Source organism: Clostridium liquoris (assembly GCF_002995785.1).
GTDB lineage: Bacteria > Bacillota > Clostridia > Clostridiales > Clostridiaceae > Clostridium_AO > Clostridium_AO liquoris.
In genome coordinates this window covers 12323-30201 of sequence record NZ_PVXO01000041.1, presented here as the reverse complement: position 1 = coordinate 30201, position 17879 = coordinate 12323, and the positions used below count along the sequence as shown (strand labels likewise).

Below are 17879 nucleotides of genomic sequence, written 5' to 3'. Positions count from 1 at the left end.
TTACCTCCAAATTCCTATTTGTCTATAGATTATATGAATAGTTTTTACTTCGCAGTTAATTACAATTAACCATACTTCTTAATAAAATTTTATATACTTTAACTTCTTGTTATTATCCTAATCAGTATAGACATCATATCAAGTAGCCCTATCAATATAAATGATCATTTATCGTTATATAACGTTGTAGTTGTCCTATATATGGCAACAGAGCCTGTTTGTTTCACTCCTGATTTTTGTAAAATGTCAGACCCTATAGCCACAGATACGACAGAATTGAACTCAAAATTATGTTACATCAACTGTATATATTGAAATTTATATCATCACAGCCAGACAGCCCAATCGCCGTAATCAAAGGTGCCGCTGCCATGATGTAGGTTACCAACGTCTTTCAACTGGCGGAAAGCGTCTCGCATACGAGTCAGAATCTCCGGCTGAATGTCCAGACTGTGATGAGCCGGAAATACTTTTTTTACGGGTAGTATCGCAATTTTTTCAAGCGAAGTGAGATATGCCTGAGGGTCGGTGGAATGGTAGTACGCAAACAGCGTGTCCTTATAGATAAGATCGCCGGTAAATAAGTATCCACGTTGCGGTTCCCAAAAACATAAATGCCCCGGCGAATGTCCCGGCGTATGCAGTGCAGTGATTACGCGCCCACCCAAATCGATGGTGTCGCCGTTACGTAGTACCCGCGTTGGTATTCCCTGAAAGAGCTTATAGGTGTTGATGTCATAACCTTCCGGTAAATCGCAACGGTCTATAACCATACCGCGGATAGTATCCATTGTCAGATGAGTAAGCACCGATCTTCACCTTCAAGCAGATAGCAGTGCGTCTCCTCCCAATGGCGGTATTCGCTGATAATATGAGTATCTGTATCAATTTGATCCAGTGTAAACCAGTTTTCCATTTTGATTCTCCCCTTCGTGCTATGTAATTAAATTCAAGTTTATCCATTATTCCGAATCCTCATCCAGTGTCTCAATCAAAAAACTCACCGGACGGAAACCATCATTACACGAAATCATTGCTGACTTCTTATTCTTCATCCAGCCGTCATAGAAATCTTCGCCACCGTGAGCAAGAGTCATAACGAAAGTAGACATACTTTCCCATGCACTGTTACACATGCCCTTTGGCTTTTCCCAGCCATTGGCAATATATACTTGTCCGACTTTCACGTCACAGGCATGCTTTATGGGATTTTCGTATTCATCTATCAAATCCTGATAGACCGTTTGTTTCATCACTGTGATTTTTACTTTTTTCATAGGTTACACCAATCTTTCCTTTCTGATAATATACCCTTCCTGTACTGCAGCAAATGTTACTAACAAAGCACGATTTCTACATAACAAATTGCCATAATCCGGGTGTTCCATGATATTCTTTAGGTGACCCAATTCGTTTTTAGTTCACGGATAATGGCCATGATTTTTCGTATAAAAGAAAAATGCGTCTTACCAACTTGTCTAGCACCTTGTTTATCAACTTAGTAATATTATATCATCTTTTTATTCTATTAATATTATTTATAATAATCGACCTTAAAAGTTTAATTATCATTTATTTATGATGGCTATGGGGTCTGACCCTTTGCAAAAACTATACATAGCTCTTTATCTTTAAATATTATAGCAATTTTCTTTTATTCCTTTGATAGTTGAATAAATCTAAACCTAATTTTAATTATAGAATTTTTATAAATCATATATTATAATTTCTTAGTGCAATTCAATATAGTTGAATGTGGGCTACTGGTATCATTCATCCCTTTGTGAAGAGAGGTGATACATATGAGTAACGACGTTTTAATGTTACTATTTCAAGCAGGATTATTCTTGATAGCACTATTAACATTAATAGTGTTGCTTATAGAAAAAATCTCAAAAAAATAGTAGCCCCACCGCAAATGGATTAGCTACATTTTTACAATTTGTTTAATTTATAATGCTACACTACTACACTTATTTAAGATTTCTGATAAGCTTTGATTCATAATAACCTTCTGAAAGATATAGGGCTGCTATAGGATTATGGGCAAGAACTCTATCCTTTACTTTCAACCAAAATAGCTTCTTAACTTCTTCCTGTTCATCCTTTTCATTAGACGGGCAATTAAGTGGAAGATTTTCAAAATTCCCCTTCTTACAATTTCGATCTTTACATAAACCACAAGTATACATATAAAATTACCCCTATTTTAATACTTTTTCGTAGCAATAAAATTGATTCACCAAATTTAGCCATACCAGATTCAAAGTCACCATAAATAATATCCTTAATACCATTAAAGTAAAAGTTTACATTAAAAAGAGCTCTATGTTGAAGTATGCTTCAATGCTGAAATAAAGTGAAATATTATTATAAAAAGCACTACTTTCTCCCCTTCATTAGAAACAATGAATACTGAACTTTGTCACCTTTAACAATTTTTTCACTATAAAAAAATGTTTTTGATTCTACATCTTTAAAACCAGCATTACTCAAAATGCTTTTTAAATGCTCTTGATTAAAGCCATTATGCCCATGAAAATCTGGATGATCTTTATGAAAACTGCCATCTTCTTCATTTAAATCTACTATACACAAATATCCATCTTTATTAAGTAATTCATAAAAGTTTCTTATTAAAGCTTCAATATCATCAATATGATGCAATACCATAGAATTATAAATTACATCAAATTTTTTATTTAATGAATTTCCCTTAGTTATATCTAAATAACAAGGAAACATATTATTTAATTTATACTTATCAATTTTAGATTTCAATATGTCTATCATACCTTTAGATGAGTCAACAAGGGTAATACTTTTAAATTTATCATAAAGATTAAAACTTATAAGACCAGTTCCGCACCCAAATTCCATAGCAGAATAATCATTATTAATATTAATTGAATTGCTTATTTCATTTGCTACTATTTTTGCTCTATTAATTCTCTCATCAGTATCCCAAGCTTTAGCATCATTATCAAAATTCATTTTTTATTCCTCCTAAATTAGTCTTTCATTCTACATAAGGCTAACTTTTTTTCAATTTTACAACAAACATTACCATATCATTTTACTCTCTATTACAGTATACATCAACCAAATTTAGTCTTAATTTAGCATAAAAATAACTAGTCTAGAACATAATAATTCAAATACTATTCCAGCTATAACATCCCTTGGATAATGAACATACAAATATAACCTTGAAAGTGCTATCAATACTATGGCTCCTACCATTCTATAAGGTTTATCTAATAACAAATAAACAGCTAGCAGAATCCATATAATCCCCACATTTCCTGAGCAAGTAATTATAGGCATTAATATATCTCTAGGTAAAATATTTGCGTCCTTCTAATTAACTGACAAATGAAATTTCTAAAATATACTATTGCAAAATATATTGATTTCTCATCTAATTCATGCTATAATTTGTTACTTAATAAATTACTTTTTCTATTATTGGGAGGCATGTTAACAGTTAAAGAAAGTATATAAGAGTTTATAAAAGCCTACTATTTTTTAATAGACTTCAAAATTATCTAGTAGAATCACCTCGAAATATTATATAAAATAAGTTATTGAACATACTGATATAATAAATAGCAAAGTGAGGTGATAAAACATGATAAAAGCATTAAATATAAGGCTATATCCAACACAAGAGCAAATAATTTTAATGTATAAGCCATATAGGCTGTATGAGATTTGTTTATAATTGGGCGTTAGCCAGGCAAATAGATAGCTATGAACTTAATAGTAAAAAACTATCGGTTACAGATTTGGGTAAAGAATTAACTGTTTTAAAGAATACCAAAGGTTATGAGTGGTTATATGAAGTATCTAATGCAACACTCAAAGAGAGCATTAGAGATTTAGATAAAGCGTATAAAAATTTCTTTAATGGCAGTGGCTTTCCTAAATTTAAAAGCAAAAAAAAATCAGAACCTAGATTTTATAGCAGATATGACAGAATTTATTTTCAAGATAACTTTGTTAATCTTGAAAAGATAGGTAAGATTAAATGTAAGGCGGATTATGACATTGATTTAACTACTATAACAAAGTTTGAAAATCCTAGAGTATATTTTAATGGTAGAGTATGGGTACTTTCAGTAGGTATTGAAGCTAATATTAAAACTGTTAAATTAAATGATTTTAGCTTAGGAATAGATTTAGGAATATCTCAATTAGCAATAACAAATATAGATGAATTAGATACTAAGAATATTAATAAAACAAATAAAGTTAAAAAACTAAGTAAAAAGTTAAAAAGGCTTCAAAGACAATGTTCAAGAAAATATATTATGAATAAGAAAGGAGAGAGTTACCAAAAAACTAAGAGCATTGCAAAACTTGAAAAGAAGATTAAAAAACTTCATAGTAAACTTAAAAATATTAGATTTAATCATATACACCAAACTACTTTCAAAATGGTGAAAGCCAAACCATATAGGATAGTTATGGAGGATTTAAAAGTATCTAATATGATGAAGAATAAACACTTATCAAAGACAATAGCAGAGCAAGGATTTAATATATTTCTTAATCAAATAAAATATAAATGTGAAAAGAATGGTATTAAATTTGTTCAAGTGCCTGCATTTTATCCTTCAAGTAAAACTTGCAGCCATTGTGGTACTATCAAGAAGGATTTAAAACTTTCAGATAGAATTTATAAATGTAGTTGTGGTTTTATTTGCGATAGAGATAAAAATGCTAGTTACAACCTTGCAAACTATGGTTTAGTATAATCACTTAAAAGATTAACTAAATTGGGGAATCGTTACAACTCACTACTTTAAAAGGTAGCAAAGCCTATGGAGTGTTATACAGGCGAAAGTAGCTTTGGCAAAATCGGGCATTATGAAGTAGGAAAAAAACAAAACTATAAACTTATATAATCTTCTTAAAGAGTTTTATAGAGTTTTGGTAACGGTTGCTTATAGAATGGAAAATGAAAAATCTAATCGAGAAAGTTTTTCTGGCACAATTGCGATTTTCTTTGCTGCACTGGGCTCCGCGGTAGGATTGGGAAACATTTGGAAGTTTCCTTATGTTGTAGGCGAAAATGGTGGGGGAGCATTTTTATTAGTTTATATTATCTGTATAGTATTTGTTGGAATTCCTGTTATGGTAAGTGAATTTTATATTGGTAGAAAAACTCATAAAAATGTTATGGGAGCCTTAAGACAATTATCCCCTAATCCTGTTTGGAAAAGCATAGGTATTTTCGGTATTCTTGCTGGATATTTTATTATGTTCTTTTACTCTTGTGTTTCCGGCTGGGTTTACTCCTATGTATTTAAGGCCATAAAAGGAGACTTTGTAAATATAACTGCAGATTCTGCAGGTGCACTATTTGGTAAAACAGTAGTTGGACCATTTCCTCCATTAGTATGGCAATTCATTGCAATGACAGTAGTATCATTAATTCTTATTAAAGGTGTAGAAAAAGGTATAGAAAGAGTTACTAAAACTCTTATTCCATTATTATTTGTACTAATAATTATATGTGGTATTAGAGCATTAACTCTTCCTGGAGCTTCTGAAGGATTAAAGTTTTTATTTAAGGTTGATTTTTCAAAAATTACCCCTGGTGTAATATTATCTGCAATGGGACTAGCCTTTTTCAAACTTTCCTTAGGTATGGGAACCATGGTTACTTATGGTAGTTATTTCACAGAGGACACTAATTTAATTACTACATCAGCTAAAGTAGCCGTTGCTGATACTATAGTATCTTTACTTGCAGGTATTGCTATATTCCCTACAGTATTCTCATTTGGTATGAAGCCTGACCAAGGTCCCGGTTTATTGTTTATGACCATACCATTGGTATTTTCAAAATTACCTTTTGGAAATATTCTTTTAGTAGCTTTCTTCTGCTTAACTGCAATTGCAGCTACTACAGCAATGATATCTATTGTAGAGATGTTAATTGCTTATTTCACCGAAGAAAAAGGTCTTAAGAGAAGTACAGCAGTAATATTAAATGCAATTATAATATTATTAATAGGTTCCTTAGCTACATTATCTGCTGACAAAGCAAGTATTTTGGGTAATGTATCCGTATTCTTTGGTAGAAGTTTCTTTGATACTTTTGATTTTATATCATCAAATATATTGTTACCTGTAGGAGGACTTCTAATTGCCATATTTGTAGGCTACTTTGTGAAGAAAAATTCTGTAGTTAACGAACTAAGTAATAATGAACAACTTAAAAATAGGAGTGTTATTACAGCTTATCGATATATATTGATGTATGTAACTCCAATATTATTAACAATAGTATTTTTAAGTTCTTTAAATATTATCAAATTTTAATGTTTTTATCTAATATAGCGTGAAAAACTTTTTTTAAAGTTTCTCATTATAAACGTACCCCTATTCTCAATGCACCTCTAAATGTTAGTCAATTTTGTCTACCATTTGGAGGTGCAATTCATTTACATCCATTGACGAATTATGAAAATTTGAAAACTTTTCCACCTTATTTTATAATTATATAAGTTAATATATTTAATGTATAGGGGGATTAGTAATGTTAGATAGGATTAATTCAGAGATTATCAGGACAGAAAATGATATTCCTATTATGTTAGATAATCTATTAGAAAGACGAGATAATGAATGGTGGAGTAATTTTTATGCTACCAAGGAAAAACCAATTCCATTTTTTAAGAATAGTCCTGATGAAAACCTTATTTCATACTTTAATAGAGGGTTATTAAAGCAAGGAAAGGCGCTTGATATTGGCTGCGGAAACGGCAGAAACTCTTTGTATCTTGCACAAAAAGGATTTAAGGTTTATGGGGTAGATTTTTCTAAAACTTCTATTGAGTGGGCAAAACAAATGGCAAATGAAAAATCTCTGGAAATAAGTTTCTTATGTCAATCAGTATTTGATTTTAAAGATGAACCAGAGAGTTTTGATTTTATCTATGATGCTGGATGTTTTCATCACATAAAACCACATAAAAGAAATCAATATTTAAATACTATTCTAAAGTATTTAAAACAAGATGGATATTTTGCAATGGCGTGTTTCAATTTAAAAGGTGGTGCAAACATATCTGATTATGATGTATATAGAGATTGTTCAATGCATGGTGGACTTGGATTTTCTAAATATAAATTAAAAACAATTTTAGAACCATATTTTGAAATAATTGAATTTAGAGAAATGAAAGAGTCCTCTGACGAAAGCGTATTTGGCAAATCATTCCTTTGGATAGTTCTGATGAAGAAAAAATAACCTCTATTTGATAAAGAAGCAATTGAACATAACAAATGTATTATCCACTATAGCATATAAACAGCCCATAAATCAAAATTTAAAAATAATAACATCATAGAGCAGGGTTTTTTCGCAAAAATCCTACTCTATGATCTAAAAAGAGTACTCCTTATTCCTTAGCCCTAGCTAAAGCATCATCTACACCTTTTAATATTGCATTACTTGATATTGTAGCTCCTGAAACTGCATCTACTCCTTCTGTAGATTGTTTCTTTATTATTTTGGGAATTAATGCACTTTTTACTCCCTCTAAAATTCCATTATCTTTTTCTTCTGAATCAACCTTTATGTTTTTTATTTTTCCTTTTGAAACTTCTACAGTTATGTACAATTCCCCGCTGCGTGATTTTTCTTTTGCCTTGTATTCTCCATCCTTATATGCTCCTTCAGATCCACACCCTATGAGAGCTGTTCCCAGAGTTAAAACAATTATCATTGCTATAATTATTTTTTTCATCATATATTCCCCCATTAGTTAAAATCTATTTCACAAAATTTGCTGCATTTTTCCCTGCTATTCTACCAAAAACAATTATATCTGCTAAAGAGTTTCCTCCAAGTCTATTTCCACCTTGAACGCCTCCGGTAACTTCTCCGGCAGCATAAAGTCCATTTATAACCTTACCTGATTTATCTATTACTTCAGCATTTTTATTAATTTTTATACCACCCATAGTATAATGAACAGCTGGTGCAACTTCAATGGCATAGTATTTGCTATTTCCAAAGGAACGTGGCATATCCTCTCTATTAAATTCAGCATCCTTTTTATTTTTTACAAATTCATTGTAATCATTAACTGTTTTCTTCAATATGTCCGGCTTTATATTAATCTTTTTAGCCAAGTCTTCTACAGAATCTCCCTGTACCACTATATCCATATTTATATAGCTTTCTATATCTTTTAAGCTTTTTCTAACATTATCATCAAATAAAAGATATGCGGTTTTCCCTTTTTCATCAAGTGTTGCTTTGGATACTACATCTCTTGTAGCCAACTCATTTATAAAACGCTTTCCATCATGGTTTACAAGTATAGCTCCATTTCCCCTTACTGCCTCAGTAATCATCATACCTGTTTTAGTATCCACCGTTGGATGAGTTTGTATTTGATCCATTTGTATAAGATCTGCTCCTAATTTTTCTGCCATATCAATTCCATCTCCAGTGGCTCCTGGCTGGTTTGTTGTACCAAAGCCCTTTAAACTAGGATTATATTTAACAACTTTTTCTTCATTAGCTGCAAAACCACCAGTAGTAATAATAACCGATTTTGCATCTATGGTATATTCTTTCCCCTCTTCATTTGATGCTTTTACCCCTTTTATGTTTTCTTTGTCATCTGTTAGTATTTCTAATGCTTTGTTATTAAGCCTTATGTCAATTTTTTTATCTTCTGCTGTTTTTTTCAAAGTCTTTACTATTTCTGAACCCACCTCTCCACCACCAGCAGGTCTATGAGCTCTATCATTACTTGCTCCAGCAAGTCTTCCCACATCCGTTAAATCTGCACCTAAATTTGATAACCATTCTACTGCTCCTGCTGCTTCAGAGGTCAATACTTTAACTAATTCAGGATCATTTTTATAATATCCACCCTTCATTGTATCTTCATAAAATTTGTCAACACTGTCTTTTATATTTTTTTCTTTTTGAAATTTAGTCCCTGCTGCATTTATTCCTCCAGTTGCCCTCAGAGTATTTCCCCCTACCATTGGCATTTTTTCAAGAACTATAACATTTGCCCCTGCATTTTTAGCTTCTACTGCTGCAGATAGTCCTGCTCCTCCTGCGCCAATTACAACTATATCGGTTTTTGTTGAAATATTATTTTCACTTGTTTTAGGTTTACTAGTTCCACAACCTGTTAAAGTTCCAATTGCAAGCATGATTATGCTTACAATAGATACTAGCTTCTTAAATTTCATAGTCCATTCCTCCATTTTCTATTGCATCATTTTTCGTAAATATTATGATTATTATACACCTTAATCATTAGACTTTTCCCATGTTTATTAAAATATCAAATTAATTATGAAATTCGGTATTAAAACTACAAAAAGTCAAAATGATCACAATAAAAATGGTATAGATGATTACACCGATATTTTCATAGGTGCTAGGAAAGGTGCGCCATATATTATACATAATTTAGGGCAACCTATTAGAGAAGAAGACGCACTAGTTAAATATTCTAAGGGAGCACCTATTACAGGACACTGCAGATTTGAAAACAATGAAAGTAAATAAGTTATAAAGGGGAGATTGCATTCTATCAATTACTGATGTAATCTTCCCATAAACACATCCATTCCATCTCCAGCAACTACCCCTATCCTATGCACAGTATATATTCCATCATCTTTTTTGGCAACTCTTCCTCCCGTTACAAACCCCATAATATATCCTGCATCTTTTGCCGCCCTTATTGTATCCTCGTTATATTTGCCATAAGGATATGCTATATAATTTACTTTTTTATCTAATATATTCTCCATAACCTGCTTTGATTCTTTTAAGGTTTTCAGTTGTAATTCATAAGAAAGTTTATTCAGCTCTTCATGTTTTAAAGTATGACTTTGTATATCTATTCCGTTGCTTTGTAGTTCTTTAAGCTGTCCTGAATTCATAGATCTATTATCTTTATCTATATTATCTGCAATAACAAATATTGTTGCTTTAAGATTAAATTCTTTTAGTATGGGATATGCATACTTATAATTATCCAGGTATCCATCATCAAAAGTTATAACCAAAGATTTTTTGGGTATAGGCTTATTTTCTATAAAATAACTATATAGTTCATCCAGGGTTAATGCAGTATATCCATTGTCTTTTATGTATTTCATTTGTTTCCTAAATTGTTCTTCAGACATTCTTAAGCCATTATTTTTTTCATACCCTACAGAGTGGTACATAAGTACAGTTATCTTGTCATCACGCATGGCTTTACATTCACACGGTTTTATAATTAGTGTTATTAGAATAAAAATTAAAATTCTTTTAAAAACTTTCATAGATTTCTTGCCTCATTCTTCATAAAATATGCAACTATAATTATTATGTTATCCTACTCATGTATTTATTATTTTTGATCTTTTCTAACAGGGTTATATTTTGATCTATTCCTTTCTTTAGGATCTATATAATCGTAATCTCCATTTTTAGTTTTCTCTAAACCCAAAGCAGCCATTTTCTTCTTAGTTACAGTCAGTTTATTACTCATAGCCATCTCTCCTTTAAGTTTATGATGCCCATGGTGTAGGTTTTTATGTAATGTAAAATATGAAGAAAGATTTCACCTACCACGGTAATCACGTTTTAACCAAAGTTATATGGTCATGAGCATTGTTATATAACAAAAACAGGTCCAGCAATCATGCTTCCAAATGGACGTCATTATCACTACTTTGAGACTACAGTAAAACCTGCAAAGGGTCATATTCACTGTATAAGTGGTTGTACAAGCGATGACTAGCTTAAGATAATACTTATAATCGTAATTAATTCATAAATTGAGCTGTGGCATTAAGAATAATACTACAATTCCTTAGTACCACAGCCCCATTCAATTTAATATGCTTTAGTTACATTTCTAATGGATATCAATTTTTTTCTTTTCATCCTTGCCTTTATTTAATTTTGGAAGAATAATCTTTAAAACACCATCGTTAAATGAAGCATCTATTTTGCTTTCATCTACATTATCTGTATAGAAACTTCTCTTAAACTCTCCATAGTGTCTTTCTCGTGTAACATAATTTTCATTTTTATCCTCTGCGGAATCATCACGCTTTGCACTGATTACTAGATAATTGTTATTAAACTCTATATTTATATCGTCTTTTTTAATTCCGGGAAGGTCTGCTTCTACTACATAGTTTTCATCTGTTTCTTTTAAATCCACCCTAATGTTTCCCTGTAAGTTGTGCATTGTTGGAAAGAAATCATCATCGAAGAAATTATTCCAAAATGGTGAAAAGAAATCCTCTTTTCTATTTAAATTATTTCTACTAAAAGGTATCATCTCAAACATTTTTAACTCCTCCTAACTCTTATTTAATTTATACTTATATAATAAATCAATGGTCAAAGAAAGTCAAAGTCTAAAAGTAGGAGGTTTACGAAACTAACTTGAAAAATCTAATATGTTATCTTTATAAGTTATTTTAACAAGAATTTATAAAGATAAATGCCAAGTTTTGATGAATTTTGGTGTTTTTAAAAATTTACTACCTTAAAACTACAGTTTTTTAAGCTTTATACCTGAAGATCTCTTTTACAGTTATCACATATTACTTCCATACTTCCCCACAAAATAAATAAGACTTTATGTAAAACTATTTTACACAAAGCCTTATTCCTTTCTCTCATCTTTTGCTATTCTAATGCTATGACTTGCACTTAAACTCCACTTGTTACTCCGAATAGTATTTCCCGGTGATTTCCGTTATATCAATTTGTATTACCGCCGTACCTTTAACCATGTTAATGGGGAGTTTCTTACTTGCTAAATGAGGTGTGTATTTTTCCATGATTTTTTTCAGTTTTTCAGTATAACTTCTTTTTCATTAATATCATCAACAAGTTTTGCAGTACCGGAAATAATGACACTTTCATATTTTGTATTTGTATCACATGGATTTCCATCAGAATTCAGCAATAATTTATCCATTTCATAAACAGAAAACTCTATTCGTGGGTCATGGGCAATATTGTCAAGCTTTTTACCCTTTGGCAACCCATGTGCAAAAAGTGCATTGGAGTGATATATGGTGTACCATCAGCGTTAAGGGTCGCAAAACTTCCGGTTTGTACTCGCTCAAGCAGTTGATCCATTTGTTGTTCAGTAAGTCGGTGGGTTTTCATTCGATGTTACATAATATTACAGCCCCCTTTTTATACCTCTAGTTTTCATTTCACTATACTACAAAACCGTCTCCTTGATAAGAGCCGATAATCCTAATTATATTATAAAGGTAGAATATTGTGGGATACTATTTTCTCCCGTTAAATTAAAATATAAAAGAGCTGTATTTCTACAACCCTTGATTTCTATGGTCTGGGTAACAAGATTTGAACTTGCGACCTCATGCACCCCATACATGCACGCTACCATCTGCGCCATACCCAGTTAACAAATTTAGTATATCATAATTTTCTATAAAATCAATATATTGCTTATAAGCTTTATGCAGTAGTCTATAAAAATACTGCATAAAGCTTGAATAATGTTTAGAGAATAATGCAAATAAGTCCACCATTACCCTCATTTATTATTTTTTGTAGAGTTTTTTGAATCTTTACTTGTACATCTTCAGGCATTCTATACAGTTTGTTTTGAAGTCCTTCTTTTACTAATATTTCAAGAGACTTACCAAACATGTTACTCTGCCATATCTTAGATGGATCATTTTCAAATTGCTCTAATAAGGAATTTACTAATTCTTCGCTTTCCTTTTCTGTGCCCATGATAGGTGAAATTTCTGTCTCTATATCCGCTTTTATAAAATGTAATGATGGCGCACTAGCCTTTAATTTTACGCCACGCCTATTGCCTTGCTTTACAATTTCAGGTTCCTCTAATCTCATTTCAGTTAATTGAGGAGGTACTAATCCGTAGCCTGTTTCTTTAACATCTTTTAGTGCCTGGGCTACCTTATCATATTCCACTTTTGCAGTATTCATATCTTCCATTATAGCCATAAGCTCATTTTCGTCTTTTATTTCCCTATTGCAGATTTCTCCTAAAATCTTATAGAATAAACCTGATTTAGGCAGTAGATTTACCCTTGCAGTTCCCTCTCCCATGTTCATTTCATTTAGTGTGGTGGGTCCTAGGAATTCGAATTCCTTGAAACTATCTAAAGTCTTATTTATATCTCTTACCTTGTATATGTTTTTGCACATTTCTTTTACCAAATTTAAAAAATTTATCTTTAGCCAATGATCTCCGCTCAATTTTTCTATCCACTCAGGCATATCTATGTTAATTTCTTTAACTGGGAATTCTTTAAGTACTCTATTAAACACATTTGTTATATCTTCTTCTTTCATATTAAGTACATCAATTGCCTGTACTGGAACATCATACTTTTCTTCTAATTCTTTTCTTAATTCTATGGTTTTAGGATCATAAGCATTTCTAGAATTTAATATAATGATAAAAGGCTTGTTTATATCCTTCAGCTCATTTACTACTCTTTCCTCTGTTTCTACATAGTCTTCTCTAGGTATATCTGTAATAGTTCCATCTGTTGTTACAAGTAAACCTATGGTGGAGTGTTCATTTATAACTTTTTTTGTTCCTATTTCAGCTGCTTCTTCAAAGGGGATTTCATAATCATACCATGGAGTTGTAACCATTTTAGCTTTTTCTCCATCCATGTATCCTGAAGCACTTTTTACTATATAGCCTACACAATCTACCATTCTAACCTTAAACTTTGCTCCCTCTTTTAACATAATTTCTACAGCTTCATTAGGCACAAATTTAGGTTCCGTGGTATGAATTGATTTTCCGGAGGAGCTTTGTGGTAATTCGTCTTGAGCTCTTTTTTTCTTAAAATCATTATCAATATTAGGAATTACCATAAGTTCCATGAATTTTTTAATAAAGGTAGACTTACCTGTTCTAACTGGTCCTACAACACCAACATAAATATCCCCTTGTGTTCTTTCTGCTATATCCTTGTATATATCAAAATTTTCCAAGATAATATATCCTCCCATAATTCTAATATTAACACTATATATATATTTTTAAATCCTTTGAAATATTACTAATAAAAAGTTGTCACACAACTTTTTTAAATAATAAATGACAAAGAATAAAGAATAAATCTATACTTTATACTCTGAAAAAAGCGAGTATAAATTATAACAATTCATACTCGCTTTTTTACTAGTGTATTTCGCTCTTTTTATCTCTTGTCATCAACTCATATACTCCATATTTAGGATCTTTTCCTTCAAAGAGTACCTTATATAAAACATCTGTTATGGGCATGGATACTTGTAATTTTTCTTTTAATTCATAGAAAGCCTTGCAAGCTCTTATTCCCTCTACCACCATACCAATTTCTTTTATAGCTTCTTCGCTGGAGGCTCCTTTGCCTATTAAAATACCAGCTCTCCTGTTTCTGCTATGCATACTAGTACAGGTAACTATTAAATCCCCCATACCTGTGAGCCCTGAAAAAGTCTCTTTTTTACCCCCCATAGCTTCACCAATTCTTATAATTTCCCTCATTCCTCTAGTCATTAATGCTGCTTTTGCATTATCACCGTAGCCAATACCATCAGATATTCCTGCAGCCAGTGCAATTATGTTTTTCACCGCGCCACCTATTTCTACTCCAATAATATCATCATTGGTATATACTCTAAATTTACTGGTCATGAATAATTCTTGTATTTCCTCGGCATATTCCATTTTTTCAGAACTTACCACCACGGTAGTTGGCATATCCTGAGCAACTTCCTCTGCATGACTAGGCCCTGAGAGGACTACCACTGGATTATTGGGCAATTCCTCCTTAATAACCTGTGAAAGTCTTTCCCCTGTTTCCTCTTCTATACCTTTTGCTATGGTTACTATTACTGTATCCTTATGTATAAAAGGTTTTATATTCTTACATATTTTCCTTATAACATGGGAAGGTACAGAAAGTACTACATATCTATTATCCCCTATGGCCTCTTTTATATCATTAAATGCAGTTATATTAGCTGGAATCACTACATTAGGTACATATTTTATATTTTCACGCTTTACATTGATATCTTCTACTACAGATGTGCTTCTGTCCCAAATGCTTATCTTAAATCCTTTTTTACCAAGCATTATTCCTAATGCTGTTCCAAAGCTTCCCCCACCAATGAAGGTGATTTTCTCCTCCATTACCTATCCTTCCTTTCCCTAAATTCCATCTTAATACCTGTACCTGAGAAATCGAAGCTTTCTCTTAATTGATTTTCTAAATATCTTTCATAAGAAAAGTGCAGAGCCTCTGGATTATTTACAAAGAACACAAAAGTTGGAGGCTTAGTTCCAATTTGAGTTACATAGTATATTTTAAGTCTTGTTAAAGCCACTACTGGTGGTTCTTTCATCATAACAGCTTTACTGATAACATCATTTAATACTCCAGTTTTTATACGCTTATTGTAATTATCATAGCACTGTTTAGCTAATTCCAATACTTTATGTACCCTTTGACCAGTTTTAGCTGATATAAATAGATATGGAGCATAGGACATAAAGCTTAATTCACATTGTAAATCCTTTTTAAATTTATTCATGGTATTTGTTTCTTTTTCAATTAAGTCCCACTTATTAACTACAACCATTATAGCTTTACTCATTTCGTGAGCATAGCCTATGATCTTTTTATCCTGCTCACTAATACCTGATTTAGCATCTATAATTAGTATACATAAATCAGCTCTTTCGATGGCTGCATAAGTTCTAACCACACTATATCTTTCTATTTCATCTTTAATTTTTGCTTTTCTTCTTATACCCGCTGTATCTACTAATATAAATTTACCTTCCTCTGTTTCCAGGTAACTGTCTACTGCATCTCTTGTAGTTCCAGGAATATCGCTTACTATATTTCTTTCTTCTCCTAAAAGCTTATTTATTAAGGAGGACTTTCCTACATTTGGTCTTCCTACAAAAGCTATTCTAATATATTCATCATCTTCTTCACCTAGCATAACTTCATCAAAATGTTCTACTAATCTATCAAGCATGTCTCCAAGTCCTAAAGCCTGTGTAGCTGATATGGCAACAGGATCTCCAATACCTAAGTTATAGAATTCATAAGCATTGTCTTCTTCATTAAGTCTATCTACTTTATTTACTACTAAAACCACTGGTTTTTTACTCTTTCTAAGCATTAAAGCAACTTCACTATCCGCTGGAGTTATTCCATCTTTACCATCAACTAAGAATAAAATAACATCTGCAGTTTCTATAGCAATCTGTGCCTGTCTTCTCATTTGAGATACTATTATATCATCGCTTTCTGGTTCAATACCACCTGTATCTATTATAGTAAAGTTATACTTTAACCATTCTGCCTCAGCATATATCCTGTCCCTTGTTACCCCTGGTGTATCTTCTACTATGGAAATTCTTTTCCCAGCTAATTTATTAAATAATGTGGACTTACCTACATTAGGTCTTCCTACAATTGCTACTATTGGTTTTGCCATTTGTTATTCCTCCTTACTATACTTATTTATTAGTTCAATAAGATCTTCACCTGTGTATTCACAGACAATAATTTTTTTATCATAATGCTTTTCTAAATCTTCTATAGTAATATCATCTAAAAATACTGTATCACCTGATCTTAACATATTTTTAGGTATAATAATATAATCTCCCACTTGGTGTTTTTCTAACTGTTCCATAATGTCTTTACCAGTTATTAATCCTGCTACAGTGATAGTGTCCCCAAAAAAGTTATTTATAATTTTTGCTACATATATTTCTATTTTATTATTCACATTTTCTATTTTTTTAGACGCAGCAAATACTTCTTCATAGGCACTTTTACCAGTGATCATGGTAAATTTACCTCTTTTATTTCTTGCAAGTCTTTCCAAATCTTTATCTATATTGTCTCTAAAAATTCTTATCATGCCTACTCCATCTTCTAACTGATTGAAATCCTCATAAAATTCACTTGCAGGTATTTTAGCTCCTGCAGTAACATAAAATTCATCGGAAAGTCTTACAAAAGGAATTCCTATTTCTTTAATATATTTATCTTGGAGAGCCTTTATATTTTCTATTTCTCTGGATGCACTTTCTTTGTCAAAGAGCTTAAAATTGAAAAGTCCTTCTCTGTATTTAGTAATTCCTACAGGAACTACGGCTACATTTTCAATACTAGGATAAAGTTTATATAAATCCTCTACAGTTTTTATAAGTTCCTCACCATCATTTATTCCAGGGCATAATACCACTTGACAGTTAATGCTTATAGAAGCTTTACTAAGCTTTATTAATCTTTCATATATATCTCCTGCAAATCTGTTATTTAGCATTTGTTTTCTTAGTTCTGGATTTGTAGTGTGAACAGATACATTTATTGGACTTATTCTATATTTAATTATTCTATCTATATCTTCGTCCTTCATATTAGTTAAGGTTACAAAGTTTCCTTGTAAAAAGGATAATCTTGAATCATCATCCTTAAAATATAAGGATTCTCTCATACCTTTTGGAAGTTGATCTATAAAGCAAAATATACATTTATTATGACAACTTTTAGCCTCATCCATGATGGATTTTTGAAATTCCACTCCTAAGCCCTCTTCATAATCCTTTTCAATCTCTATTTCCCATATCTCACCATCAGTTTTTTGTATTTCAATATTTATATATTCATCTGCCATTAGAAATTTATAGTCTAATATATCCTTTATTTCTTCTCCATTAATAGTAAGAAGTATATCCCCTACTTCTATGCCTACCTCTTCTCCTAAGCCATTAGGTAGTACTTTAGATATTATATTTTTCATATATTCAACTCCTACCTTATACTTTATAACTAAA

Annotated in this window: 18 protein-coding genes, 1 tRNA gene and 3 pseudogenes; 6 read left to right on the top strand and 16 right to left on the bottom strand. The window is 31.5% G+C overall.

The window, feature by feature from the left end:
* Nucleotides 1-326: 326 nt before the first annotated feature.
* Both CLLI_RS07490 and CLLI_RS07485 read right to left on the bottom strand, forming a co-directional pair.
* Nucleotides 327-916: pseudogene (locus CLLI_RS07490) on the bottom strand (MBL fold metallo-hydrolase).
* Between the two features lie 46 nt (nucleotides 917-962).
* On the bottom strand, nucleotides 963-1277 hold the full coding sequence (locus CLLI_RS07485; RefSeq protein WP_106063599.1) for a TIGR04076 family protein: 315 nt from the start codon (nucleotides 1275-1277) through the stop codon (nucleotides 963-965).
* Nucleotides 1278-1802: 525 nt separating this feature from the next.
* Here CLLI_RS07485 and CLLI_RS07480 point away from each other — a divergent pair.
* Nucleotides 1803-1904 carry a putative holin-like toxin gene (locus tag CLLI_RS07480; protein WP_106063598.1) on the top strand — a complete coding sequence of 34 codons (102 nt, stop codon included), beginning with the start codon at nucleotides 1803-1805 and terminating at the stop codon, nucleotides 1902-1904.
* 69 nt (nucleotides 1905-1973) lie between these two features.
* Here CLLI_RS07480 and CLLI_RS14710 read toward each other — a convergent pair whose 3' ends face one another.
* The 3 genes from CLLI_RS14710 to CLLI_RS07465 form a co-directional block, all read right to left on the bottom strand.
* On the bottom strand, nucleotides 1974-2192 hold the full coding sequence (locus CLLI_RS14710) for a hypothetical protein (protein ID WP_207655086.1): 219 nt from the start codon (nucleotides 2190-2192) through the stop codon (nucleotides 1974-1976).
* Nucleotides 2193-2382: 190 nt separating this feature from the next.
* Nucleotides 2383-2994 (bottom strand): class I SAM-dependent DNA methyltransferase, encoded by a 612-nt coding sequence (locus CLLI_RS07470; RefSeq protein ID WP_106063597.1) that lies wholly within the window; start codon nucleotides 2992-2994, stop codon nucleotides 2383-2385.
* A 120-nt stretch (nucleotides 2995-3114) separates the two neighbouring features.
* Nucleotides 3115-3327, bottom strand: a complete 213-nt coding sequence (locus CLLI_RS07465) for a phosphatase PAP2 family protein (protein ID WP_106063596.1) — start codon at nucleotides 3325-3327, stop codon at nucleotides 3115-3117.
* A gap of 304 nt (nucleotides 3328-3631) precedes the next feature.
* On the opposite strand from CLLI_RS07465, the pseudogene CLLI_RS07460 reads away from it, so the two are divergent.
* From CLLI_RS07460 to CLLI_RS07450, 3 genes and pseudogenes are all read left to right on the top strand, one after another.
* A pseudogene (locus CLLI_RS07460) lies at nucleotides 3632-4760 on the top strand (RNA-guided endonuclease InsQ/TnpB family protein).
* A gap of 196 nt (nucleotides 4761-4956) precedes the next feature.
* Nucleotides 4957-6333 (top strand): sodium-dependent transporter, encoded by a 1377-nt coding sequence (locus CLLI_RS07455; protein WP_106063615.1) that lies wholly within the window; start codon nucleotides 4957-4959, stop codon nucleotides 6331-6333.
* Between the two features lie 217 nt (nucleotides 6334-6550).
* Nucleotides 6551-7264, top strand: a complete 714-nt coding sequence (locus CLLI_RS07450; RefSeq protein WP_106063595.1) for a class I SAM-dependent methyltransferase — start codon at nucleotides 6551-6553, stop codon at nucleotides 7262-7264.
* Nucleotides 7265-7415: 151 nt separating this feature from the next.
* Here CLLI_RS07450 and CLLI_RS07445 read toward each other — a convergent pair whose 3' ends face one another.
* Nucleotides 7416-7766 carry an FMN-binding protein gene (locus CLLI_RS07445; protein ID WP_170063667.1) on the bottom strand — a complete coding sequence of 117 codons (351 nt, stop codon included), beginning with the start codon at nucleotides 7764-7766 and terminating at the stop codon, nucleotides 7416-7418.
* Nucleotides 7767-7788: 22 nt separating this feature from the next.
* Nucleotides 7789-9234 carry a flavocytochrome c gene (locus CLLI_RS07440; protein WP_106063593.1) on the bottom strand — a complete coding sequence of 482 codons (1446 nt, stop codon included), beginning with the start codon at nucleotides 9232-9234 and terminating at the stop codon, nucleotides 7789-7791.
* Nucleotides 9235-9340: 106 nt separating this feature from the next.
* Between CLLI_RS07440 and CLLI_RS07435 the strand changes: the two genes are divergently transcribed.
* A complete protein-coding gene (locus CLLI_RS07435) occupies nucleotides 9341-9556 on the top strand; it encodes a hypothetical protein (RefSeq protein ID WP_106063592.1) in 216 nt (71 codons plus the stop codon).
* A gap of 29 nt (nucleotides 9557-9585) precedes the next feature.
* Here CLLI_RS07435 and CLLI_RS07430 read toward each other — a convergent pair whose 3' ends face one another.
* Both CLLI_RS07430 and CLLI_RS14475 read right to left on the bottom strand, forming a co-directional pair.
* The gene (locus CLLI_RS07430) at nucleotides 9586-10251 is read right to left on the bottom strand and encodes a polysaccharide deacetylase family protein (RefSeq protein ID WP_242975550.1); all 666 of its coding nucleotides are present in this window, start codon (nucleotides 10249-10251) and stop codon (nucleotides 9586-9588) included.
* A gap of 140 nt (nucleotides 10252-10391) precedes the next feature.
* On the bottom strand, nucleotides 10392-10532 hold the full coding sequence (locus CLLI_RS14475; RefSeq protein ID WP_170063666.1) for a hypothetical protein: 141 nt from the start codon (nucleotides 10530-10532) through the stop codon (nucleotides 10392-10394).
* Between the two features lie 123 nt (nucleotides 10533-10655).
* Between CLLI_RS14475 and CLLI_RS14345 the strand changes: the two are divergent.
* Nucleotides 10656-10784, top strand: a pseudogene (locus tag CLLI_RS14345) (YmaF family protein); the annotation flags it as partial.
* Nucleotides 10785-10901: 117 nt separating this feature from the next.
* Here CLLI_RS14345 and hsp18 read toward each other — a convergent pair.
* The 7 genes from hsp18 to CLLI_RS07395 form a co-directional block, all read right to left on the bottom strand.
* Complete coding sequence (gene hsp18 / locus CLLI_RS07425) at nucleotides 10902-11342, bottom strand: heat shock protein Hsp18 (RefSeq protein WP_106063590.1); 441 nt, start codon at nucleotides 11340-11342, stop codon at nucleotides 10902-10904.
* A 507-nt stretch (nucleotides 11343-11849) separates the two neighbouring features.
* The gene (locus CLLI_RS14840; protein ID WP_242975549.1) at nucleotides 11850-12047 is read right to left on the bottom strand and encodes a pyridoxamine 5'-phosphate oxidase family protein; all 198 of its coding nucleotides are present in this window, start codon (nucleotides 12045-12047) and stop codon (nucleotides 11850-11852) included.
* A 317-nt stretch (nucleotides 12048-12364) separates the two neighbouring features.
* Nucleotides 12365-12440 (bottom strand) — tRNA-Pro (locus tag CLLI_RS07415).
* 101 nt (nucleotides 12441-12541) lie between these two features.
* The gene (gene spoIVA, locus CLLI_RS07410; protein ID WP_106063589.1) at nucleotides 12542-14020 is read right to left on the bottom strand and encodes a stage IV sporulation protein A; all 1479 of its coding nucleotides are present in this window, start codon (nucleotides 14018-14020) and stop codon (nucleotides 12542-12544) included.
* A 190-nt stretch (nucleotides 14021-14210) separates the two neighbouring features.
* Nucleotides 14211-15209, bottom strand: a complete 999-nt coding sequence (locus CLLI_RS07405) for an NAD(P)H-dependent glycerol-3-phosphate dehydrogenase (protein ID WP_106063588.1) — start codon at nucleotides 15207-15209, stop codon at nucleotides 14211-14213.
* Nucleotides 15209-16528 carry a ribosome biogenesis GTPase Der gene (der, locus tag CLLI_RS07400; protein WP_106063587.1) on the bottom strand — a complete coding sequence of 440 codons (1320 nt, stop codon included), beginning with the start codon at nucleotides 16526-16528 and terminating at the stop codon, nucleotides 15209-15211. The genes CLLI_RS07405 and der overlap by 1 nt, the downstream gene beginning before the upstream one ends.
* A 3-nt stretch (nucleotides 16529-16531) precedes the next feature.
* A complete protein-coding gene (locus CLLI_RS07395; protein WP_106063586.1) occupies nucleotides 16532-17845 on the bottom strand; it encodes a DUF512 domain-containing protein in 1314 nt (437 codons plus the stop codon).
* Nucleotides 17846-17879 lie beyond the last annotated feature (34 nt).